22 protein-coding genes are annotated in these 22,137 nt (G+C 59.4%); 13 read left to right on the forward strand and 9 right to left on the reverse strand.

Features of this window, described 5'->3' with window-relative positions:
- Nucleotides 1–185 precede the first annotated feature (185 nt).
- A complete protein-coding gene (gene miaB / locus N6L24_RS10695) occupies nt 186–1,508 on the reverse strand; it encodes a tRNA (N6-isopentenyl adenosine(37)-C2)-methylthiotransferase MiaB (RefSeq protein ID WP_271844669.1) in 1,323 nt (440 codons plus the stop codon).
- Nucleotides 1,509–1,647: 139 nt separating this feature from the next.
- On the opposite strand from miaB, the gene N6L24_RS10700 reads away from it, so the two are divergent.
- Nucleotides 1,648–2,517: a hypothetical protein gene (locus N6L24_RS10700; protein ID WP_271844670.1), complete on the forward strand. Its 870-nt coding sequence runs from the start codon at nt 1,648–1,650 to the stop codon at nt 2,515–2,517.
- 45 nt (nt 2,518–2,562) lie between these two features.
- Here N6L24_RS10700 and N6L24_RS10705 read toward each other — a convergent pair whose 3' ends face one another.
- The 3 genes from N6L24_RS10705 to irrA all read right to left on the reverse strand — a co-directional run bounded on the left by N6L24_RS10705 (nt 2,563) and on the right by irrA (nt 5,326).
- Entirely contained in the window at nt 2,563–3,399 is an 837-nt protein-coding gene (locus N6L24_RS10705) for a glycosyltransferase (RefSeq protein WP_334312323.1), read from the reverse strand.
- 153 nt (nt 3,400–3,552) lie between these two features.
- Entirely contained in the window at nt 3,553–4,758 is a 1,206-nt protein-coding gene (locus N6L24_RS10710) for a BCCT family transporter (protein ID WP_271844848.1), read from the reverse strand.
- A 151-nt stretch (nt 4,759–4,909) separates the two neighbouring features.
- Nucleotides 4,910–5,326: an iron response transcriptional regulator IrrA gene (gene irrA / locus N6L24_RS10715; RefSeq protein ID WP_271844672.1), complete on the reverse strand. Its 417-nt coding sequence runs from the start codon at nt 5,324–5,326 to the stop codon at nt 4,910–4,912.
- 197 nt (nt 5,327–5,523) lie between these two features.
- On the opposite strand from irrA, the gene fabA reads away from it, so the two are divergent.
- The 3 genes from fabA to N6L24_RS10730 all read left to right on the forward strand — a co-directional run bounded on the left by fabA (nt 5,524) and on the right by N6L24_RS10730 (nt 8,198).
- Nucleotides 5,524–6,033: a bifunctional 3-hydroxydecanoyl-ACP dehydratase/trans-2-decenoyl-ACP isomerase gene (fabA, locus tag N6L24_RS10720; RefSeq protein ID WP_173485582.1), complete on the forward strand. Its 510-nt coding sequence runs from the start codon at nt 5,524–5,526 to the stop codon at nt 6,031–6,033.
- Between the two features lie 129 nt (nt 6,034–6,162).
- Complete coding sequence (fabB, locus tag N6L24_RS10725; protein ID WP_271844673.1) at nt 6,163–7,392, forward strand: beta-ketoacyl-ACP synthase I; 1,230 nt, start codon at nt 6,163–6,165, stop codon at nt 7,390–7,392.
- 14 nt (nt 7,393–7,406) lie between these two features.
- The gene (locus N6L24_RS10730) at nt 7,407–8,198 is read left to right on the forward strand and encodes an enoyl-ACP reductase FabI (protein WP_271844674.1); all 792 of its coding nucleotides are present in this window, start codon (nt 7,407–7,409) and stop codon (nt 8,196–8,198) included.
- Nucleotides 8,199–8,288: 90 nt separating this feature from the next.
- On the opposite strand, the gene N6L24_RS10735 is transcribed toward N6L24_RS10730, so the two are convergent.
- Nucleotides 8,289–8,717 carry an FKBP-type peptidyl-prolyl cis-trans isomerase gene (locus N6L24_RS10735; protein WP_271844675.1) on the reverse strand — a complete coding sequence of 143 codons (429 nt, stop codon included), beginning with the start codon at nt 8,715–8,717 and terminating at the stop codon, nt 8,289–8,291.
- 142 nt (nt 8,718–8,859) lie between these two features.
- On the opposite strand from N6L24_RS10735, the gene N6L24_RS10740 reads away from it, so the two are divergent.
- The 9 genes from N6L24_RS10740 to pdeM all read left to right on the forward strand — a co-directional run bounded on the left by N6L24_RS10740 (nt 8,860) and on the right by pdeM (nt 18,067).
- The gene (locus tag N6L24_RS10740) at nt 8,860–9,558 is read left to right on the forward strand and encodes a haloacid dehalogenase type II (protein ID WP_271844676.1); all 699 of its coding nucleotides are present in this window, start codon (nt 8,860–8,862) and stop codon (nt 9,556–9,558) included.
- On the forward strand, nt 9,545–10,378 hold the full coding sequence (locus tag N6L24_RS10745) for an alpha/beta fold hydrolase (protein WP_271844677.1): 834 nt from the start codon (nt 9,545–9,547) through the stop codon (nt 10,376–10,378). Before N6L24_RS10740 ends, N6L24_RS10745 begins: the two co-directional genes overlap by 14 nt.
- A gap of 34 nt (nt 10,379–10,412) precedes the next feature.
- Nucleotides 10,413–11,618, forward strand: coding sequence for an endonuclease/exonuclease/phosphatase family protein (locus tag N6L24_RS10750; RefSeq protein ID WP_271844678.1), 1,206 nt, complete (start codon nt 10,413–10,415; stop codon nt 11,616–11,618).
- Nucleotides 11,608–12,438 (forward strand): alpha/beta fold hydrolase, encoded by an 831-nt coding sequence (locus N6L24_RS10755; RefSeq protein WP_271844679.1) that lies wholly within the window; start codon nt 11,608–11,610, stop codon nt 12,436–12,438. Before N6L24_RS10750 ends, N6L24_RS10755 begins: the two co-directional genes overlap by 11 nt.
- Before the next feature lie 30 nt (nt 12,439–12,468).
- Complete coding sequence (locus tag N6L24_RS10760; protein ID WP_271844680.1) at nt 12,469–13,254, forward strand: hypothetical protein; 786 nt, start codon at nt 12,469–12,471, stop codon at nt 13,252–13,254.
- Nucleotides 13,255–13,321: 67 nt separating this feature from the next.
- Nucleotides 13,322–14,539: an MFS transporter gene (locus N6L24_RS10765; protein ID WP_271844681.1), complete on the forward strand. Its 1,218-nt coding sequence runs from the start codon at nt 13,322–13,324 to the stop codon at nt 14,537–14,539.
- Between the two features lie 64 nt (nt 14,540–14,603).
- Nucleotides 14,604–14,930 carry an ArsR/SmtB family transcription factor gene (locus tag N6L24_RS10770; protein WP_271844682.1) on the forward strand — a complete coding sequence of 109 codons (327 nt, stop codon included), beginning with the start codon at nt 14,604–14,606 and terminating at the stop codon, nt 14,928–14,930.
- Nucleotides 14,931–14,941: 11 nt separating this feature from the next.
- Nucleotides 14,942–17,347 carry a ligase-associated DNA damage response DEXH box helicase gene (locus tag N6L24_RS10775; RefSeq protein WP_271844683.1) on the forward strand — a complete coding sequence of 802 codons (2,406 nt, stop codon included), beginning with the start codon at nt 14,942–14,944 and terminating at the stop codon, nt 17,345–17,347.
- 48 nt (nt 17,348–17,395) lie between these two features.
- A complete protein-coding gene (gene pdeM / locus N6L24_RS10780) occupies nt 17,396–18,067 on the forward strand; it encodes a ligase-associated DNA damage response endonuclease PdeM (protein ID WP_271844684.1) in 672 nt (223 codons plus the stop codon).
- Here pdeM and N6L24_RS10785 read toward each other — a convergent pair.
- From N6L24_RS10785 to N6L24_RS10800, 4 genes are all read right to left on the reverse strand, one after another.
- Nucleotides 18,015–18,866 carry a LytTR family DNA-binding domain-containing protein gene (locus N6L24_RS10785; protein ID WP_271844685.1) on the reverse strand — a complete coding sequence of 284 codons (852 nt, stop codon included), beginning with the start codon at nt 18,864–18,866 and terminating at the stop codon, nt 18,015–18,017. The genes pdeM and N6L24_RS10785 overlap by 53 nt on opposite strands.
- 152 nt (nt 18,867–19,018) lie before the next feature.
- Nucleotides 19,019–19,909: a bifunctional methylenetetrahydrofolate dehydrogenase/methenyltetrahydrofolate cyclohydrolase FolD gene (gene folD, locus N6L24_RS10790; RefSeq protein WP_271844686.1), complete on the reverse strand. Its 891-nt coding sequence runs from the start codon at nt 19,907–19,909 to the stop codon at nt 19,019–19,021.
- 35 nt (nt 19,910–19,944) lie between these two features.
- Nucleotides 19,945–20,250, reverse strand: coding sequence for a chorismate mutase (locus tag N6L24_RS10795; RefSeq protein WP_271844687.1), 306 nt, complete (start codon nt 20,248–20,250; stop codon nt 19,945–19,947).
- A gap of 54 nt (nt 20,251–20,304) precedes the next feature.
- Nucleotides 20,305–21,981: a formate--tetrahydrofolate ligase gene (locus N6L24_RS10800; RefSeq protein WP_271844688.1), complete on the reverse strand. Its 1,677-nt coding sequence runs from the start codon at nt 21,979–21,981 to the stop codon at nt 20,305–20,307.
- Between the last annotated feature and the right edge of the window lie 156 nt (nt 21,982–22,137).

A 22,137-nucleotide genomic window follows, 5' to 3' on the forward strand; every position in this document is an offset into this window, starting at 1 on the left:
CTCTGTCTGCTCCGCCCGCCGCACGTCTATGGTGCAGCTTAGTCTGGCGAACTGAAATTAGAGGCACTTTAGCAAATTTCTGGGGTATGGAAAGGTTTTTCACAACATATAGTAGCCGCGCCTAGGAAAAGCCGCGCCATCGTGGCGAAGGCACAACGCCCCCACCCCAAATGCCGTTGCTGCGCCTAGATCAATGCGCCGGTCAGAGAATTGGCCATGCTCTGCGTGATCTTCACGCGCACGATGTCACCGATCTGATGGCCGTTCGCCTGCAAATGCACCGAATGCAGATATTCGGACTTACCAACCATCTGCCCCGCTTCGCGTCCTTCGCGTTCCAGCAAGACTGAAACCTCGCGCCCCACCATGCCGTTTTGCACATCGCGCTGTTGCTCACTCAGGAGCGCTTGCAACCGCTGCAGACGGTCACTCGCCTCAGCGTCATCCACCAAGGGGCGCTCGGCTGCCGGTGTACCGGGACGGGTGGAATACTTGAAAGAATAGGCCTGGCCGTATTTGACCTCGCGGATCAGGTCCATGGTGGCCTGAAAATCTTCTTCGGTCTCTTCGGGAAAACCGACAATAAAATCACCAGAGAGCAGCAGATCAGGCCGCGCGGCGCGGATCCGCTCGATCAATCGCAGATAGCTTTCCGCCGTATGGCTGCGGTTCATCCGCTTGAGGATCTTGTCGCTGCCCGATTGCACCGGCAGGTGCAGGTAGGGCATCAGCTTGGCGCATTCGCCATGGGCGGCAATCAGATCGTCCTGCATGTCATTGGGGTGGCTGGTGGTAAACCGAATGCGCTCCAGCCCGTCAATCTCGTTCAGCTTCCAGATCAGATCCGCCAAGGACCAGGTGCCGCCATTCTCGCCAGCGCCGTGATAGGCGTTGACGTTCTGCCCCAACAGGGTGATTTCGCGCACGCCGCGATCCACCAGCTCGCGCGCCTCGCTCAGCACACGCTCCGCTGGGCGGCTGACCTCTGCGCCGCGCGTATAAGGCACCACGCAAAAGGCACAGAATTTGTCGCAGCCTTCTTGTACCGTGAGAAAGGCGGCCGGCGCGCGCTTGGCTTTGGAGCGGCCTTTGAGCTTTTCAAATTTGTCCTCTTCGGGGAAATCCGTATCGAGCGCCTTGGCGCCCTGGCGGGTCTTTTCCTCCATCTCGGGCAGCCGATGATAGGCCTGCGGCCCCACGACCAGATCCACCAGAGGCTGGCGGCGCATGATCTCTTCGCCCTCGGCCTGCGCAACGCAGCCGGCAACGCCGATTTTCAGATCCGGCTTTTCGGCCTTCAGCCCTTTGAAACGGCCCAGTTCCGAATAGACTTTTTCCGCCGCCTTTTCGCGAATGTGGCACGTATTCAGCAGGATCATATCCGCATCATCCGGGCTGTCGGTGGTCTCATAGCCTGCCCCGCCCATAGCCTCGGCCATACGCTCGCTGTCATAGACATTCATCTGACAGCCATATGTCTTGATGAACAATTTCTTTGGATCGGCCATGATCTTGCCCTTTGCGAATGGCGAGGTTTCAAGCGCGTGTCTTACATCAGGACCACCCCGGCTTGCAATGCACGTCAAATTAACCGAATTTACAGGCAGAATAGCAGAGCACTGCAGAGCAAAAGAACAGGCGCCGGGTATGCATTTTTCCTCCTTTGACGATCTTAAGGCACAAGCGCCGGAGCTGCTGGCCAAAGGCCCGCTTGCGCTGATCTTCGTTGAGGATGAGGTCGAGGTCGACTCAACCCTGCGCCATCACAAGGGCTTAGGCTTTGATCAGGTGATTGCCTTCTGCCCCAAAGCCTTCAAGATTTCCTATGACGTCAGCGAAGAGATCATCCGCGTCGATTGCGAAGCCACCAGTGGCAGTGCCATGGTGGCCATGGTCAACGCGGTCGCCAAGGCAGCGCCAGGCGTTTGGCTGTATTACTGTTTCAACGCGGAATACCTGCTGTTTCCGTTCTGCGAATCGCGCAGCGTGCGCGAGATGCTGGAGTTTCACGCCCAGGAACGCCGTGATGCCATGCTGACCTATGTGGTCGATCTCTATGCCGAAAATCTCTATGAGCACAAAAACGCGGTTTCCCTAGAGACCGCGCAGATCGACAAAACCGGCTATTACGCCCTGTCGCGCCACGATGCAGACAATCACAATCACCCCAAGGAACGGCAGCTCGATTTCTATGGCGGTTTGCGCTGGCGCTATGAAGAACACATTCCGCAGAACCGGCGCAACATTGACCGCATTTCTATTTTTCGCGGTAAAGAGGGCGCGACCCTTCTGGATGACTTTACGTTTACGGAGGCGGAGTTCAATACATTTGCCTGCAAATGGCACAACAACCTGACAGCCGCCGTTTGCTCTTTCCGCACGGCAAAGGCGCTGAAAACAAACCCGGGCAGCACCTTTGATATCCCCAGCTTCAAATGGCACAATTCCGTGCCGTTTGAATGGCACAGCCGGCAACTTTTGGATTTGGGGCTGATGGAACCGGGGCAATGGTTCTAGGCGCAACGCCGCAAGAGGCATTTGGCACAAGCGCGGTCAGCGCTGTCATCCTCTTGCCCAGCGTTTCCTATCAAGATCGTAATAAAACGCGCCGCTCTTACGTGGATCAAACCGTTTGTGTTTGTAGACCTCACGCAAAACCATCGCGTGTATTTCCTCAAACACGCTTGGCCTGTCGCGCAGTGATTTAAGCTCTTTTCGATAACCGCCCGGTATCTGCCCAGACAGTTGCCCCTCCTCGCTTGTGAAGCCGGAAAGAATGCTGCTGACGACATGCAGTTCATGCTGTTTCGCAAAGCACTTCCACAAAAAGAAATCCCCCGCCAACCTGCAGGCGGCCAATCGCTCCAGATCGATCAACTCGTTCAGCGTGGTGCGCCAGAAAGTGCTTTCTTGCTGCACAACATGCAAGCGGGTTCCGTAGAGGCCTTTGGTGAAAAATTTTCTTTTGAACGCGGGTGGCGTAAACACGTTGATCGTTTGAAGTTTCTCATTTCGCAGGACATTCATGCCCGTCAACCAATGCACATCGCGATGTGTGGTGAAAATTTCCGAGACAGTCGAAAACGCGCTTGGCTCAAAAAATTCACCGGCTGGCAAATAGCAGCACACATCGCCCTGCGCGCGTTTTAGGCCCTTGGTCAGCGCATGGTACATGCCGCTGTCCGGTTCGCTGATCACATGAATGCGGGGGTCCTGAAACGACCGCGCCAAGTCTATGGTCCCATCGGTTGACGCCCCATCAACGATGAGACAGGAAAAACTATCCTGACCAGAGGCAATCGAGGACTGCTGCAGAAGACTCTGAATGGTGCGCTCTAATTTCTGCACGCCATTATAGACCGGAATGATCACATCGTATTTCAACGCCATTCTCCACATCACGTATGGACCCCGGTGGCCAAGCCGGATCCGATTAGGCCGCAGGTTATGTCAGATAACGCAATCGCTGTCATGCCCAAACCCGCCCTGCCCTACACATAAAAAAACCCGCAGCCAAGGCTGCGGGCTTCGTGACAGCCACTGAAGCGCTGCTTAGTGCACGGTTTCGATCTTGCTGAAATCCAGCGTGTTTTCTTCCGGCGCGGCTTTGATCTCCAGCACAGCGCGGCGTTTGCGTAGCAGGATGTAGGCGCAGCAGGCGACATAGATGCCGACAACAACCGCCCCGACCCATTGGATCTGCAGCCACTGGCTCTGAAACGCGAGCGTCAGCCCGAAGAGCAGCGCGACATTCAGCGCGATATAGCCCATGCGGCCCAGCCGGGCGGTGGTGAGCGACAGGTTGTCAGAGTAAAGCCGGATCAGACTGTCCAGCGAGTTCACGACAAAGGAAATGCCCACAATGATCATCATCATGTTGACCAGACCCGCGGTCTCAATGCCGTTCTGATGATAGAAATACAGCACCGAGAACCAGATCGCCAAGGGGATGGACGGGATCACCAGAAGCGCAAGCAACAGCGTCTGCGTGCGCAGCCCGCCAACAAACCGCGCGGTGAACTGGCCAATCATGATGGACCAGGCAAACCACCAGAAAAGGTAGAATTCATGGTAATCATTAATCGGCAGCGCAAAGCGGTGGATATTGCCAAAATACCCCTCGGCAAGCAAACCAAGATTGCCCAGCAGTCCGCCAAAACCCATCTTGGCATAAAGCCACATGAAGATAATCAGCGCTGCAAAAACCGCAGATGAGGTGATGCTGAGAATGCGCACATATTTGATGTCAGTGCTGGAATAGCTGGCGGCGACAATTGTCAGGAAAACAATCACATAGAAGACCGGCACCACGGTTTCGCCATCACCGATTTCGGGGATGTAAAACGGCAGGTACACCAGGAACAGGCTTGCGGTGAACGCGCAGGTCCCGATGATGACAATATTGTTGATGATGCGCACAACGGGGATTTCAAAGAACTTCACCCGCGGCTCGATCACGCAGAAGTAGAATGCGGTGAGGAAGTAGAAACTCCAGATCAAAAAGCCCCAGAACCCAAATTCGATCGACAGCGGGTTGGTAAAGCCATACTCGGCGTTCTCGGGATCGGCATAGACCGGGAATTCACCCAAGGGGAACATGATCAGCCCCACATCCAAACCGGATGTAAAGAGGATCGCGATAAAGGTGAACAGCGGCACGGGCGTGACACCCACGACTTTGACGTTCCACCACTTGATGACGCAAAACGCCACAAGTCCAAGCGTCAACAAGACGCCAAATGATATGATTGCGGTCAGCAATCCAGCCATAACATACTCTCTTTCTTTGCCCGGATTAAGCTGAGGCCGGGCGGTCTAACCTCGTGACAAAACGGCAAAGCCGTGTGGTGGGCGGCACGCATTGTGCCAAAAAAGAAGGGCCCGAAGGCCCCGCGATAAAGCGATTGGATTACTTCCGCCTGAGACGGATGACGACATCCACCTTGGCGATCTCTGCCCCTTCCGGGGCCTCTGGCAGCGCCACGATCTTGAGCTGATCAGCAGGCGCATCGGTCAGCACATGATCATCTTCCCAGAAGAAATGTGGGTGGTCATGGGTGTTGGTGTCAAAGTAGCTTTTGGAGCCATCCACCAGCACTTCCTGCATCAAGCCTGCGTCACAGAACGCACGCAGGGTGTTGTACACCGTGGCCAAGGACACGCTTTCCCCTTGGCGCTGCACTTCGGCATAGAGGCTTTCGGCGGTGACATGGCGATCCATGCCGTCGCCAACCAACAAGGACGCAAGCGCCACGCGCTGCCGCGTCGGGCGCACCCCGGCGCTGGTCAGCCAATGGGTTCCGTTGCTGATGGCCTGAGATGTCATAAGAGCGATGATCTCTGCTTGGATGCCTGCGTGACGTTGAAGATGGATATTAGAAGCATTCCAAGTGGAATTCAAATGATTTCCCCCGTTTCAGCCTTGCCGCGAAGTCTGCCCCTCGGGCAGCGCCGGGCCTTGCACGCCCCTTTGCGGCAATGATAGAGGAGTTTGACACAAAAGAATTACGGGGGCACGCCAGAATGGCCGATTATCCAACCAGCTTTGACAAAGAGGACCTTCTGAAATGCGCGCGGGGCGAGCTTTTCGGCCCAGGCAACGCGCAGCTTCCGGCCCCTCCGATGTTGATGATGGACCGCATCACCGAAATTTCCGGCGATGGCGGCGCACATGGCAAAGGCCATGTTCTGGCTGAATTCGACATTACGCCAGACCTCTGGTTTTTTGACTGCCACTTCCCAGGCAACCCAATCATGCCCGGCTGCCTGGGCCTTGACGGCCTGTGGCAGCTGACCGGCTTCAACCTCGGCTGGCGCGGCTGGCAAGGGCGCGGCTATGCGCTGGGTGTGGGTGAGGTCAAGCTGACCGGCATGGTGCGTCCGGACCGCAAAATGCTGACCTATAAGATTGATTTCACCAAGGCGATCCAGACCCGCCGCCTGACCATGGGCGTCGCAGACGGCATCGTCGAAGCCGATGGCGAAGTGATCTACCAGGTCAAGGACATGAAAGTTGCCCTCAGCGAAAGCTGATCGTCTATGTCATGAACGACTGAAAAGAGGCCCTGAGGCCTCTTTTTTATATGGAGTGGCCCGGCATGTCGCCTTGCACCCGCTCCGCGCAAAGCCTACTAAGGCATAAGCAATTTAGGGAGTGCACGTATGCGTCGTGTCGTCGTCACAGGATTGGGCATCGTCAGCTCAATCGGCAATAACGCTGAAGAAGTTACCGCCGCCCTGCGCGCAGGCAAATCGGGCATTGAATCCAGCCCAGAGATGATTGAACACGGCTTTCGCAGCCAGATCGCAGGCACGCTGAAAATCGACGTCAGCGAACATGTCGACAAACGCACGCTGCGATTCATGGGCCCCGGCGCGGCCTATGCCCATATCGCCATGCAGCAGGCCATTGCCGATTCCGGCCTGAGCCAAGATCAGGTTGTCAACGAACGCACCGGCCTTGTGGCCGGCTCCGGCGGCCCATCGACCTCGGCCATGCTGACCGCGCATCAAACCGTTCTAAAGAGCGGCGCGACCAAGCGGATCGGGCCTTTCGCGGTGCCAAAATGCATGAGTTCGACCATCTCGGCCAACCTCGCGACCGCCTTTAAAATCAAGGGTATCAACTATTCGATCACCTCGGCATGTTCCACATCGCTGCATTGCATCGGCAACGCGGCAGAGCAGATCATGATGGGCAAACAAGACGTGATGTTTGCGGGCGGCGGCGAAGAGCTGGACTGGACCCTGTCCTGCCTGTTTGACGCGATGGGCGCGATGTCCTCCAAAAAGAATGACGATCCCACCAAAGCCTCCCGCGCCTTTGATCAGGACCGCGACGGTTTTGTCATCACCGGCGGCGGCGGCATTGTGGTGCTGGAAGATCTGGAGCACGCGCTGGCGCGCGGCGCGAAGATCTATGCAGAAGTCACCGGCTTTGCCGCGACCTCCGATGGCCATGACATGGTGGCCCCATCCGGCGAAGGCGGCGAACGCGCCATGCGCCTGGCGCTACAAACCCTGCCCGAAGGCCGCGCCGTCAGCTACATCAACGCACATGGGACCTCGACCCCAGTGGGGGATGTCGGCGAAGTTCAGGCCGTGCGCCGCGTCTTTGGCGAAGGCAATGTGCCGCCCATCAGCTCGACCAAATCCATGACCGGCCATGGTCAGGGCGCGGCGGGCGCGATGGAGGCCATCTTCTGCCTCTTGATGCTGAAGGATGATTTCATCACCCCATCAATCAATGTTGAAACCCTCGCCGAAGGGATCAACGAGGGCGAGATTGCCACCAAACTGGTCGAGAACGCCGGTCTGGACAGTGTGATGACCAACAGCTTTGGCTTTGGCGGCACCAACGGCTCCATGATCCTGTCCAAATACAACGGCTAAGAGGGACTGCAGGCATGTCTGATCTTCTGAAAGGAAAACGCGGCCTTGTCATGGGCGTGGCCAATGAACGCTCCATCGCTTGGGGCATTGCCAAGGCGATGGCGGACGCCGGGGCCGAACTGGCATTTTCATATCAGGGCGACGCTTTTGGCAAACGCCTTGCCCCGCTAGCAGAAAGCGTTGGCAGCGATCTTCTGGTCGATGTGGACGTCACTGATGATGCCTCGCTTGATGCGGCGTTTGAGGCGCTGGCCACCCGCTGGGACAGCCTTGATTTTGTGGTGCACGCCATCGCCTATTCCGACAAGAACGAGCTGACCGGCCGCTTTCTTGACACCAGCCGCGCCAATTTCAAGAACTCGCTTGATATCTCGGCCTATAGCCTGATCGAAGTGGCGCGCCGCGCCCATCCGATGATGAAAGACAATGGCGGCACCATTCTGACGCTGACCTATCAAGGGTCCAACCGCGTCACGCCGTTTTACAATGTCATGGGGGTTGCCAAAGCCGCGCTTGAGGCGACAACCCGCTATCTGGCCAATGACCTTGGCCCCGATGGCATCCGCGTTAACGCCATCTCGCCCGGCCCGATGAAAACCCTCGCCGGGGCTGCCATTGGCGGCGCGCGCAAGACCTTCCGCCAGACCGAACAAAACGCCCCCCTGCGCGCCAATGCGACGCTCGAGGCGGTGGGCGGCACGGCGGTTTATCTGGCGTCGGACGCCGGGGCCTGCACCACCGGCGAAATCATCCGTGTGGACGGCGGATACCACGTGCTGGGCATGCCGCAGCCAGACAATCTTTGATCGCGCGGACTTTGATCGCGCGAATACCGAACAAAAAAAGGCCGCCCACCGGGCGGCCTCTTTGCTTTTTGGTCCCAATTGCTGCGACGATCAGTTGATCGACACAAGCTCCAGCGCAAAGGTCAGGTCTTTACCTGCCAGCGCGTGGTTGGCGTCCAACGTAACAGTTTCATCGTCAAATTTCTTGACCTGCACCGGCAGCACCTGCCCATCCGGCCCCTGCATTTGCAGCATCAGCCCTTCGGACAGCGGGATCTCGGCCGGGATCTGACCGCGCGGCACATCTTGCACCATCGCCTCATTGACTGGGCCATAGGCCTCTTCGCAAGGAATGTTGATGGTTTTCTTTTCGCCGACTTCCATGCCGGTCACACCCGTGTCAAACCCGGGGATGACCTGACCGGACCCAAGTTGAAACTCCAGCGGATCGCGCCCTTCGGAGCTGTCAAACACGCTCCCGTCGTCCAGAGTGCCTGTGTAATGAATCTGGACCTTGTCGCCCGCTTTTGCCGCTGTCATGCGTTTTCCTAACTTTTCTCTCAGTCTCGCCTTGTGCCTCAAGGCCACAAACGCCGGACCCTAAGCGCTCAGAGCCCAAAAGGCAAATCGCCCGGTTGACATCTTTCCGTGGCACCCCATCCTGCATTGATAAGGAGGCCCCATGCCAATCACCACCTGCGTATTTGACGCCTATGGCACGCTGTTTGACGTCACCGCCGCGGCCCGCCGCGCCGCCGAGGAACCACAGCACGCCATGCTGGCCGCCCATTGGCCCAAACTGGCCACAGACTGGCGCGCCAAGCAGCTGCAATATTCCTGGCTGCGCGCTGTCAGCGGCGAGTATTGCGATTTCTGGCGCGTCACCGAAGACGCCCTGGACTGGGCGCTGGAAGCCTCAGGGCTGCTAGAGGATGGCGCGCTGCGGGCGCGGCTGTTGCAACTTTATTGGGAACTTGACGCCTATCCAGAGGCGCGCGCGCTTTTGCAGGCGCTGAAGGCGGCGGGGCTTAAGACCGCCATCCTGTCCAACGGCAGCCCCAGGATGCTGCAAGCGGCGGTCGACAGCGCCGATATCGCCTCGCTGCTGGATGCGCAGCTGAGCGTGGAAAGCGTCGGCAATTTCAAACCCGACCGCGCGGTGTATCAACTGGTGCTCGATCACTTTGACGTCGCTGCGGATTCGGTGCTTTTCGTGTCGTCCAATGGCTGGGACGTCGCCGGGGCCAGCGGCTTTGGTTTTCAGACCGTCTGGGTCAATCGCAGTGGCGAACCCATGGATCGCCTCCCCCACACGCCACAATTTGAATTGGCCAACCTGTCCCCGATTGCAAAGATGATCACGCCCAATGCCCAACTTTAAAACCTCCGACAATCTGACGCTGCATTACACCGACACCGGCAAGGGCCTGCCGATCCTCTGCCTCGCGGGGCTGACGCGCAATTCCGGCGACTTTGATTATATCGACGGCCTTCTGGGCGATGTGCGCCTGATCAAAATGGACTATCGCGGGCGCGGACGTTCCGATTGGGCAACAGACCACAGCAGCTATTCCATTCCCCGCGAGAGCCTGGATGCGCTTGAACTGATGGATCACCTTGGCATTGCGCGCTTTGCGATCATCGGCAGCTCACGGGGCGGGCTGTGCGCCATGGCACTTGGCGCAACGCAGATGGATCGCCTGCTGGGCGTTGCGCTGAATGATATTGGCCCCGAACTGGCCGCTGCCGCGCTGGAGGACATCAAGAATTTCGTCGGTCAACCGCCGATCTGGCAGAATCTGGACAGCGCCGCCAGCGCACGCGCCGAGATCATGCAAGGCTTTGCCAATGTGCCCGACGGGCGCTGGCGTGAGGAATGCGCCAAGATTTTTGTCCAGACCGACGCCGGGCTGATCAACGCTTATGATCCCAAGCTGCGCGACGCTGTGCTCGAGGCCAGCCTGCAACCCATCCCGGATCTCTGGCCGTTTTTCAACGCTTTCGCGGCCTGCCCTACGGCATTGATCCGCGGCGCAAATAGCCCGCTATTGACCCAAGAGACCTTTGACAAAATGCAGGCGGCTCTGCCCGAAGCCATTGCGGTCAACGTCCCTGATCGCGGCCACATCCCCTTTCTGGACGAACCCGCCGCGCTTGACGCGCTGAGGCAGTGGATCGACCAGATACGCCTGCTCACTTGAACGCCCACCGCCAGCCCAAAGCGCCGGAGTTTCCATGACCGAATTCACGATCGCCTCATTCAACGTCAAAAACCTGATTGGCCCCGATCAGGAATATTACAGGTTCCAAAGCTATACGCCGGAAGAACACGCCTGGAAGGTCGATTGGCTGGCCGATCAACTCTTGTCGATGGATGCCGATATCGTCGGCTTTCAGGAGATCTTTGAAGAGGAGGCGCTGAAAACGGTGATCGCAGAGGCGGATGCGCGGGGCGCGGCGCTGAATGCCGCCAGCGTGCCGGGGCCGGACAAGCGCTATCACCGCAAGGCGATATTTCGCAAATTGGGATTTGGCGGCTACCGCGATGCCGCGCTGGCCTTTGCCCCCAACAGCAATGACAGCCCCACGCCCGGGCAGCGCCGGCCCGGTGTCGCGGTGCTCAGCCGGTTTGGCTTTCGCGGCGCGCCCGAGGTGATCCAGGATCTGCAAGAGCCGGTGCATATCCCCTTGCAGGAGTTGGGCGGCGGGGACGGTGGGCATTATACGATATCGCGGCTGTCGCGTCCGATCCTCAAGGTGCGCGTGCCGGTGGCGGACCAAGAGATCACGGTCTTTACCTGCCATCTTAAATCCAAGCTGGGCGAGTTCATCACCCCGCCCGGCCGCCCCTATCCGCCTGAGGCGGACCTGACGCGCTATGATCCGCTGGGGCGGGCCCAAGGGGCCTTGCGCGCCGCGCTGCGCCGCATGGCAGAAGCCTGGGTATTGCGCCGCGCGATCGTGGCTGAACTTGAGGCCGGCCATCCGGTGATGGTCACGGGGGATTTCAACGATGGCGAAGATGCGGTGAGTTCCGAAATCATTTCGGGCGAAGTGCCGTTCAAGAACTATGAATGGATGCTGCGCCATGACGCCCAAAGCCCGCGCGACCGCTATAGCGCGGCCGAAGATGCCGCGATCCGCGCGCGGATGGAGCGGCTGCGCCTGACCTCAGCGGAAAAGCTGTTCGTGCGCAAAAGCCTGCGCGACATGATTTACACCACCGCCTTTGGCGGCGTGCACGAGAGCATTGACCAGATTTTCCTTAGCCAACACTTTCATCCGGACAATCCAAAGCGTATTGGCACGATGAACTATTTCAGTGTGCTTAATGATCATCTGACCGACGGGAGCCACCCGGAAGCGCCGTATAACAAATTGGCGTCGGACCATGGGCAGATCATCGCACATATGCGGCTGGGACCGGATGATGCAGATTGACCTTGGGGATGTCACCCTCAACGCGGAACTACACGGGCCGGACGAAGGTGCGCCCCTTGTCTTGATCCACACCTTTGGCACCGATCTGTCGCTTTGGGACGCGGTGCTGCCGCTATTGCCAACGACACTACGGGTGCTGCGCTTTGATCTGCGTGGCCATGGCCGCTCTTCCTGCCCGCCGGCCCCCTATAGCATGGGGGCGCTGGTGCGTGATGCGGAACGGCTGCTCGATCATCTGTCCATTCGTGACGCGATGGTGCTGGGGCTAGGACTGGGTGGTCTGATTGCCCAGGGGCTGGCGGTGAAACGGCTGGATCAGGTGCGCGCATTGGGTCTGGTAAATACTGCCGTTCGCCTTGGTCATGCGCCCCATTGGCGCGCGATGATGGACGAGCTGGCCTCAGCAGGTGCCGCGCCTTTGGCGGCCCGCATGATGCCACTGTGGTTTCATCGTGCTGATCTGCGCGCTGGGGCTCATCAGCGGGCCGAAGCACAGTTTGCCGCCACGCCGGTGGATGGGCTGATCGGGGCCTTTGCAGCCATCAAGGGCACCGATTTTTATACCCCCACCAGCGGTCTGCGCCTGCCAACATTGGCCATGTCGGGCGCCGAGGATCGGCTGGTGCCGCCAGACATGCTGCGCGAAACCGCGGCGCTGATCCCGGGATCAGAGTTTCACCTGCTGCGCCGCTCGAGCCATTTGAGCCCTCTGGATCAGCCCGCCGCTTTCGCCAAGGCGCTTTCGAACTTTCTGATCGCAATTGGCCAAGCCGCGCGTGCCGCCAAGACCGATGATGGTGCCGCAGGCTGCTGCGGCTAAGCCCACCTTAATAGACCGAAAGACATTGCCATGGCCGCTTCTGTATTTGACAGCCCGCTTTATGCCAAACGCTTCCCGACTGGCGACGCAGGACGGCTTTTCACCGAATCCGCAAAGCTGCGCGCCATCCTGCTGGTGATCGGCAACCTTGCCAAAGTGCAGGCCGAAAGCGGGGCTATCCCCGCAGAGTCTGGGATGTTTTTGCATCGCAATACGATGGAGGTGCAGATTGATCCGGCGAGCCTGGCCCAGAGCATCGGCACCGGACGTCCGCTGGCGTCCGCGCTGTCCGACGCTTTTGCTAAGGAACTCGAAGCCCCCGAGCACAGCCAATATCTGATGCGCGGCGCAGAGGCGCAGGCCGTCGCAGCCACCGCTGACGCGCTGCGCCTGCGACAGTTTCTGACGCTCTGCGCGCGTGATCTGGCAGCCTTGCCCGAGAAATCCACCGCTTTGACCGATCTGGAAGCCGCCCTGCCCGCACTGAAAACCGCAATATCACAGCTTTGGTTGAGGGGGCTGCCCGCCGAAGATCACACCGCGCTCGCCGCGGCGCTGCGGCTGGGGGATACGCCGAGCGCGCCGCTCCAAGCGGTGTTGCACGCGCTTGGCAGTTGGCTGGCCGCGCTCGCCGGAGCGTTGTCTGACGCCAACAGCAAAGCCGATGCGCGCCATGCCGCTTTGGCGTCCGCCTGCCGAGGGCATGAGAGCGCTTTTGCAGAGAGCGCCGAAGTTTCGGAAGTCACCACGACGCTGCACCTGCCACAACTGTGCCTCGGTGCCTACTCCAGCCTGCTTTTGGCGCAAAAGTCATGATTGCCACACCTGCAACAAGCCAGAATTTGCTTTAAATCTTAGGGGTAACACCTCAAACCGAGTCGCCATGCTGCGCCCTACCTCAAAGATTTTCATCCTCGCGACGATCATGGTCGACGCGATGGGCATTGGGCTGATCATGCCGGTGACACCGGAACTGATCCGCGAGATCGAAGGCAGTGACATCGCCGATGCCGCGATCTGGGGCGGCCTGTTGGCGACGCTATTTGCCGGGATGCTGTTTCTGTTTGGCCCGGTGATCGGGGGGCTTTCTGATCGCTATGGCCGCCGCCCGCTTTTGCTGAGTTCGCTGGCTGTCATGGCTGTCAGCTATTTGGTCATGGGCCTCACCCACAGCATGATTGTGCTGATCCTGGCCCGCCTGCTGGGTGGGATTGCCGCCGCAACGCAGGCCACGGCGAGCGCTTATATGGCCGATATCAGCACGCAGGACGAAAAGGCGCGCAACTTTGGCCTGATTGGCGCAGGTTTTGGCGTGGGGTTTGTTCTGGGCCCGATGCTTGGCGGTCTCCTCGGCGAATATGGCACGCGCGCACCGATGTTCGCCGCAGCTTTCTTGGCAACTGCGATCATGCTGCTTGGCTGCGTTGTCCTGAAGGAGTCGCTGCCGCCTGAAAAACGGCGCGCTTTTTTATGGCGGCGGGCCAACCCGCTGGGCGCCTTGCTGTCAATTGCAAAGATGCCGGGGCTGTCAAACCTCATTTACGTCTTTTTCCTCTATCAGCTGTCCGTCATGGTTTACCCGGTGATCTGGCCCTATTTCACCGCGCAGCAATTTGGCTGGGGCCCCGGTCTGATCGGGCTGTCTCTGGGTATTTTCGGCGTAACCTTTGCGCTGGTGCAAGGCGGGTTGGTCCAGCCTGCCGTGAACCTGTTTGGCGCGCGCGGCGCGGTTGTGGCCGGTATCAGCATGGAGGTGATTGTCATGACGCTGATGGCATTTATCACCGCCGGATCCCTGGCGCTGATCGCCACGCCGCTGGCCGCGCTTGCTACGGTCGGGCTGCCCGCGTTGCAAGGGCTGATGTCACAAAGCGTGCCGGATGACGCCCAAGGGGAGTTGCAGGGCGTGCTCAGCGCGGTCTCCTCCATCGGCATGATCCTCTCGCCCCTGCTGATGACCCAGACCTTTGCCTATTTTTCCTCGGGCGAGGCACCCATCTTTTTTCCGGGCGCAGTGTTTGTGCTCGCCGCCTCATTAATGGGCGGCGCGCTGCTGGTCTTGTCACGCAAGCCATTGCCTGATAACCCCCTCTCCTCTTGAGGCATATGATGCTCGCCCCCGCGCGAGCGGCATGGTATCAAAGACTGGCATTTGGGAATTCGCGATGAATATACAGCCGACCACTGTTCCGATCTCCGAGATGGAGCAAAACGCCGAAAGCGCCGCGAGCTATCTGAAAACGCTCGCGCATGGTGGGCGGCTGATGATCCTGTGCCATCTCTGCACGGCCGAACGCTCCGTCAGCGAGTTGGAAGCGCTGCTTGAAATACGTCAGGCGACGGTCAGCCAAATGTTGGCGCGCCTGCGGGACGATGGGTTTGTATCCACGCGCCGCGATGGCAAGCAGGTGTATTATTCGCTTTCAGACCCGAACACCAAAGAAGTCATCGCCCTGCTCTATCGCATGTTCTGCGCCCCCGATCAGGGCTGACGCGCGCAGAGATGACGCAACTGCCCGCCGCTTTTGACGCTTGGTTTCATGACAAGGGCTGGCAGATTCACCCGCATCAATCCGCTTTGCTGGCGCGATCCGCTGCCCCCGCCACTCTGCTGATTGCCCCGACCGGCGGCGGCAAGACTTTGGCCGGGTTCCTCCCCACATTGATCGCGCTCGCAGATGGCACCCATCAGGGTATGCACACGCTTTATGTGTCACCGCTCAAGGCGCTGGCGGCTGATATCAAACGCAACCTCAGCACGCCCATTGCCGAGATGCAGCTGCCGATCCGCGTCGAAGACCGTACCGGCGACACCGCAAACAGCGTCAAAAAACGCCAACGTGCCGACCCGCCGCATATCCTGCTGACCACCCCGGAAAGCCTTGCGTTGATGACCAGCTATGAAGATGCGGCGCGCACCTTTGCCGGGCTGAAACGCATTGTGGTGGATGAAATCCATGCGCTTGCCGAAAGCAAACGCGGGGATCAACTGATGCTGGCGCTGGCGCGACTGCAAACGATTTGCCCAGGTCTCAAGCGGGTGGGCCTGTCGGCCACGGTGGACCGCCCAGAAGACATCGCGCAGTTTCTCGCAGGCGCTGCCCCCTGTGAGGTGATCGACGCCGACCCGGGGCCCGCCCCCGATATCGCCATGCTGCGCACCGAAACGCCGCCCCCGTGGTCAGGCGGCGGCGCGGCCTATGCCATTCCCGCCGTGCTGGAAGAGATCCGCAAACACAAGACCACGCTGATTTTCCACAACACGCGCGCGCAGGCCGAGATTTTCTTTCACAATCTCTGGCTTGCCAATGACGACAGCCTGCCGATCGGCATCCACCACGGGTCTTTGGATCATGCCCAACGCCTGAAGGTCGAAGCCGCCATGGTCGCCGGAGAGCTGCGCGCGGTGGTCTGCACCGGCAGCCTTGATCTGGGGATCGACTGGGGGGATGTGGATCTGGTCATTCAGATCGGTGCCCCCAAGAACGTCAAGCGCCTGGTGCAACGGATCGGCCGCGCCAATCACCGTTACAATGCGCCTTCCAAGGCCCTGTTGGTGCCGGCCAACCGCTTTGAGGTCATCGAATGTGTGGCGGCGCTTCAGGCGGTTTTGGCCGGAAAACTGGATGGCAGCCCGCGCGCAGACGGGCCCAAGGATGTACTGTGCCAGCATATTCTGCTGCGCGCCGCCGCGGGCCCTTTTGACGCTGACGCCCTATTTGACGAGATGCGCAGCGCCGGCCCCTACCTTGGGCTGAGCCGCGCCGACTTTGACGCCTGTCTGGAGTTCTGCGCCACCGGCGGCTATGCCCTGCGCGCCTATGATCAATGGCAGCGTATCCGGCAAGGTGCCGACGGGCTGTGGCACTTGCGCGATCCGCGCAGCGCCGCGCGCATTCGCATGAACGCAGGCACCATCCAGGACAGTGACCTTTTGAAAGTACGCCTAGGGCGCGGGCGCGGTGGCCGCCCGCTGGGGGAAATCGAAGAAAGCTTTGCCGCCTCGCTCACCCCCGGTGATACCTTTCTGATGGGCGGGCAGATCGTGCGATACGAAGGGCTGCGCGAGTTGACGGTTGAGGTCAGCCGCGCCGCTGCGAAAAAGCCCAAAGTCGCCACGTTCATGGGCACCAAATTCGCCACCTCCACCCAGCTGTCGGCGCGCATTCTGGCGTTGTTAAATGGCGGTGATCTAACGGCTTTGCCGCCCCATACGCGCGATTGGGTGGCGCTGCAGCAAGAGGTTTCGTGCCTGCCGCAAGCCGGGCGGCTGCTGATCGAAAGCTTTCCGCACGAAGGGCGGGCCCACCTCTGCGTTTACGGGTTCGCCGGGCGGAACGCGCAGCAAACCCTAGGGCTGTTGCTCACCAAACGCATGGAGGACCTGGGGCTTGCGCCCATGGGGTTTGTCGCCACCGATTACGCGACGCTGATCTGGGGGCTTGATGCCATCACGGACCCGGTGCCGCTATTTGATATGGCGCTTTTGCGCGCGGGACTGGACGGTTGGCTGGCGGAAAATGCCTTGATGAAACGCAGCTTTCGCGGTGTCGCCACCATCGCCGGGCTGCTGGAGCGACGCACAGCGGCACAGAAAAAGACCGGGCGGCAGGCGACGTTCAGCAGCGATATCCTTTATGACACGCTGCTGCGCTATGACCCGGATCACCTGCTGATGCAGATCACCCGCGAAGAGGCCATGCGCGGCCTTGTCGATTTTTCCCGGATCGAAGAGATGATGCAACGCGCCGGCGGTAATATTGACCACCACCCGCTGGAGCGGGTCAGCCCGTTTGCCGCGCCGCTGTTTCTGGAGGTGGGCAAAGTACAGGTCAACGGCAGTGCCGATGAACGTCTGCTGGCCGAAGAAGAGGCGGCATTGCTCACGGCGGCTGGAATTTCAGAATAACGCAGCGCGCCCCTTGCCCTGCCCGGCAAAAGCCGTCACCTCTGGGGCATGAAAACTGTTGAATTTTCTTTGGCAGGCGAAACGCTCACGGCGCTCGGGTCCGGGGCGCTGTGGTGGGGCGCGCACAATCTGCTCTGTGTGTCCGATCTGCATCTGGGCAAATCAGAACGCATCCTGCGCAAAGGCGGTGGCCACCTGCCGCCTTATGATGTGCAGGATACGCTTATCCGGCTTGAGAATGATCTGCGGCAGACCGGCGCGGAAAACGTGGTGTGTTTGGGCGACAGTTTTGACGATTTGGCGGCTGCAGATGCTTTGCCAGAACAGGCCACGGATTGGATCTTGCGCCTTCAGGCAGGGCGACGCTGGGTGTGGATTGAGGGCAACCACGATCCCGGCCCGCTGGATCTGCCCGGCAGCCACCTGGCAGAGCTGTTGACCCCGCCCCTGACGTTTCGCCACATTGCCCAACCCGGGCAGAGCGGTGAGATTTCTGGGCATTACCATCCAAAGATCAGCGTTCAAACGCGGCTGAGACGCATCTCGCGCCCAGCTTTCCTTTTTGACTCCGATCGGGTGATCCTGCCTGCCTATGGCACCTACACCGGCGGGCTGCGCAGCAGCGATCCGGCGCTGGCCGGGCTTATGCGCCGCACCGCCTATGCCATTACGACCGGTCAGACACCTCGGATGATATCTCTGTCGCAAACGGCAACATAGGCAGATCTGCGGCCTCTAACTCGGCGCGATAGCTGCGGCTGACCGGCACTTCATCCCCGTTGCGAAGGCGCAGCACCAATTTCCCGTGAGTTTTATCAACGCCGCTGATGGCGTCATGCGCCACCCAGTGAGACCGGTGCACCACTGACCCGGCGATCCCATCCAGTTCCGCAATCGCGTCGCGGAAGCGCATGCGCAGCGAGGTCGCCCCCTGCGTGCTAACGACCTCGACAAAATGATTGTCCGCGGTCAGCCGCAAAATTTGCCCGCCAATATGGGCCGGCAGTCGCTGCATCAGGCGCGGGGTCGCAGCGGGCGCATCCTCTTCTGGTGCCTCACGCATGCTGGGTGCCATTTTTTCTGGCTCCGTGTCATGCCCCTGAGCGCGATGGACCTGCATGATGCCGATCCGAACAGCCACCACGGCAAAGAACACAAAGCCCACATTGCCCAGCAGGGCCTGATACCCCATCTGGGCACCTTCCGAGGTTTGGAAAAGATGGCGCACAAGCCACACATCGGTGGCCACAAAAACCGTGCCAAACGCTCCGCTCAGCAATTGCACCACTGCGGTTTCATCCGGACCAGCCACAAGACGCGCGAGCGCATGGCCAAAATACCCCAGCACAATCGAGCTGCTGACAATGATCAGCCAATACAGCGCACGGGGGGCGAAAGCCATGCTTTCAAAGGTGCCAAAGGGGCCAGCCAAAATTGCTCCACCCGTGGCGATGGCCCAGATCAAAATAATGGGCCTCGATAACAGCGATTTGAATGTATCTCGAAAGATAATGAACATGCCTTCCTCTGTTCGAAAATAAATATCAATAGATGCTTAAAAACTCAAACCTGCATAGAGCAAACGTCAAAATGAGACAAAGGATTTCTGGGGCAGTCAACAAAAAAGCGCGACCCGAGGGCCGCGCCAATGCAATCTTTTGTTGAGTAAACTTAGGCAGTTAGCCCTTCAGGTTCAGCCAGGTCGTTGGCACGGCAGCAGGCCGTCACGGTATTGGCCAGCAGGCAGGCAATGGTCATCGGGCCGACACCACCCGGCACGGGCGTGATCGCCCCTGCGCGCGCCGATGCGCTGGCGAAATCCACATCGCCCACAAGCTTGTTCTTACCGTCGCGTTCGATCCGATTGATACCCACGTCGACCACGGTCGCGCCCTCTTTGATCCAGTCCCCGGGCACCATTTCCGGCCGTCCAACAGCCGCCACCACGATGTCAGCGCGGCCAACCACTTCGGGCAGATCCTTGGTCCGACTATGCGCGATCGTCACGGTGCAGCTGTCGCCCAGCAACAGCTGCGCCATCGGTTTGCCCACGATGTTGGAGCGGCCAATCACAACAGCGTTCATGCCGGAGAGCGAGCCATGGTGATCGCGCAGCATCATCAAGCAGCCCAGCGGCGTGCAGGGCACCATTGATTTTTGCCCGGTCCCCAACAGGCCGACGTTGGAAATATGAAACCCATCAACATCCTTGGCCGGGTCAATCGAGTTGATCACCAGATCTTCGTTCAAATGGCCCGGCAGAGGCAGCTGTACCAGAATGCCATGCACCGCAGGATCGGCGTTCAGCTTTTCGATCAGCGCCAAGAGGTCCGCTTCCGAGGTGTCGGCGTCAAGCTTGTGTTCATAGCTGTTCATGCCCACTTCGACCGTCTGTTTGCCCTTGGAGCGCACATAGACCTGACTCGCGGGATCTTCGCCCACCAACACCACGGCCAGACCCGGGGTGATGTCGTGTTCTTCTTTCAAGCGCGCCACATGCTGCGCGACTTTCTCGCGCACCTGCCCAGCGAACGCTTTGCCATCAATTATCTGTGCCGACATTGTCTTCTCCTACACCGTCGTGTTTGGCCGTGCGCTTATTTGCGGTTCAGGCCCCGTTCTTCCCGATCAATCGACCAGTCGATCAACTGCCGCCAGATCCGTTCGATCAGCGCAGAGTCCAGCCCCTGCGCTTCGGCCTCGCGGCGCACATTCTGCACAACCTCTTCGACGCGATCCGGGATGCGCGCGGGCCAACCGTTTTCCGACTTGAGCGCGACCGCGCGGTCGATAAACGTCGCGCGCTCCGCCAGCAGGGCCACCAGCGCCTTGTCCAACCGATCAATCCCGGCCCGAACCTCTGACATGTCTGTGCAATCTTGTGCTGTAAGCGGATTGTTCATACTGCTACTCCTGCGCCGCTAAGGCATTGCCCCGCAGAAAGCCTATTTTTGCGCTTAGAACAACCCTTCGATCTGTCCTTCTTCGTTTAGATGAATGAATTCAGCCGAAGGGGTTCGCGGCAGCCCCGGCATTGTCATGATTTCCCCGCAGACCACCACGATAAACCCCGCCCCGGCCGCAAGCCGCACCTCGCGGATCGGCACCGAATGACCTGTTGGCGCGCCGCGCAGATTGGGGTCGGTGGAAAAACTATACTGTGTCTTGGCCATGCAGATCGGCAGGTGGCCATAGCCTGCGGCTTCCCACTCTTTGAGTTGGGTACGGATTTTCTTGTCCGCCATCACCTCATCTGCGCGATAGATGCGTGTCGCGATGGTTTTGATTTTTTCAAACAGAGGCATTTCGTCACGATAGAGCGGCGCAAAATGCGCGGCATCTGAATCGGCCAGTTCCGCGACCTTTTTAGCCAGATCAGCAGACCCTTCTGAGCCAAGCTCCCAATGGCGCGACAGGATTGCCTGACACCCGTGAGATGTGACGTAATCTTTGATCGCATCCACTTCGGCGTCGGTATCTGTGACGAAATGGTTGATCGCCACAACGACGGGCACGCCAAAGGATTTGACGTTTTCGATATGCCGCCCAAGGTTGTCGCAGCCACGGCGCACCGCGTCTGTGTCCTCTTGGCCCAATTGATCTTTGGCCAGACCGCCATTCATCTTCATGGCGCGCACCGTGGCCACCACAACCACCACCGACGGCGCGATGCCGGCCTTGCGGCATTTGATGTTCATGAATTTTTCGGCCCCGAGGTCGGCCCCGAAACCCGCTTCGGTGACAACATAATCCGCCAGTTTCAGCGCGGTCTTGGTGGCAATCACCGAATTGCAGCCATGGGCAATATTGGCGAAGGGTCCGCCGTGGACAAAGGCGGGGTTGTTTTCCAGCGTCTGCACCAGATTGGGCTGCATGGCGTCTTTCAGCAAGACGGTCATGGCCCCGGCCGCCTTGATATCGCGGCAGTAGATCGGCGATTTGTCACGCCGATAGCCAATGATGATATTCCCAAGCCGTCGCTCCAGATCTTTCAGATCTTCGGCCAGACAGAGGATCGCCATGACCTCAGAGGCCACGGTGATGTCATAGCCGGTTTCGCGTGGAAAGCCGTTGGACACCCCGCCCAATGAGGCCGTGATCTGGCGCAGCGCACGGTCGTTCATGTCAACCACCCGCCGCCAGGTGATGCGGCGAATGTCGATCTCTTGTTCATTGCCCCAGTAGACATGGTTGTCGATCATCGCCGACAACAGGGAATGCGCCGCCGTGATGGCGTGAAAATCCCCGGTGAAATGCAGGTTCATGTCCTCCATCGGCACGATCTGCGCATAGCCGCCACCGGCTGCGCCGCCCTTCATACCGAAATTGGGACCCAGAGAGGCTTCGCGGATGCAGATCATCGCCTTTTTGCCAATCCGGTTCAGACCATCGCCCAGCCCCACGGTGGTCGTCGTCTTGCCCTCTCCTGCGGGGGTCGGATTGATCGCGGTGACAAGGATCAACTTGCCATCCGGCCGGTCCTGCACAGAGCGGATAAAGCCCTGGCCAACTTTCGCTTTGTCATGCCCATAGGGAACAATGTCCGTGGGCTGCATCCCCAGCCGCGCGGCAATATCTCCGATTGGCAATTTGTCCGCAGCGCGGGCAATTTCGATATCGCTTTGATGTGTCATGACGGTTGCTCCCTCCCTGTCTGACGCAAGCATCTCAACAAATATCGTGTTTTGCCAGACAATCAGCGTCGATTTGCGACAAAGACCGGGGTGCAAGCGTCCAATGGCTGCACCCAAAGGGGGCGCGCGGCACGAAAAAACCCCCGGCCTTTTGGC

Source organism: Cognatishimia sp. SS12 (assembly GCF_028369055.1).
In the GTDB taxonomy this organism is placed as follows: Bacteria; Pseudomonadota; Alphaproteobacteria; order Rhodobacterales; family Rhodobacteraceae; genus Cognatishimia.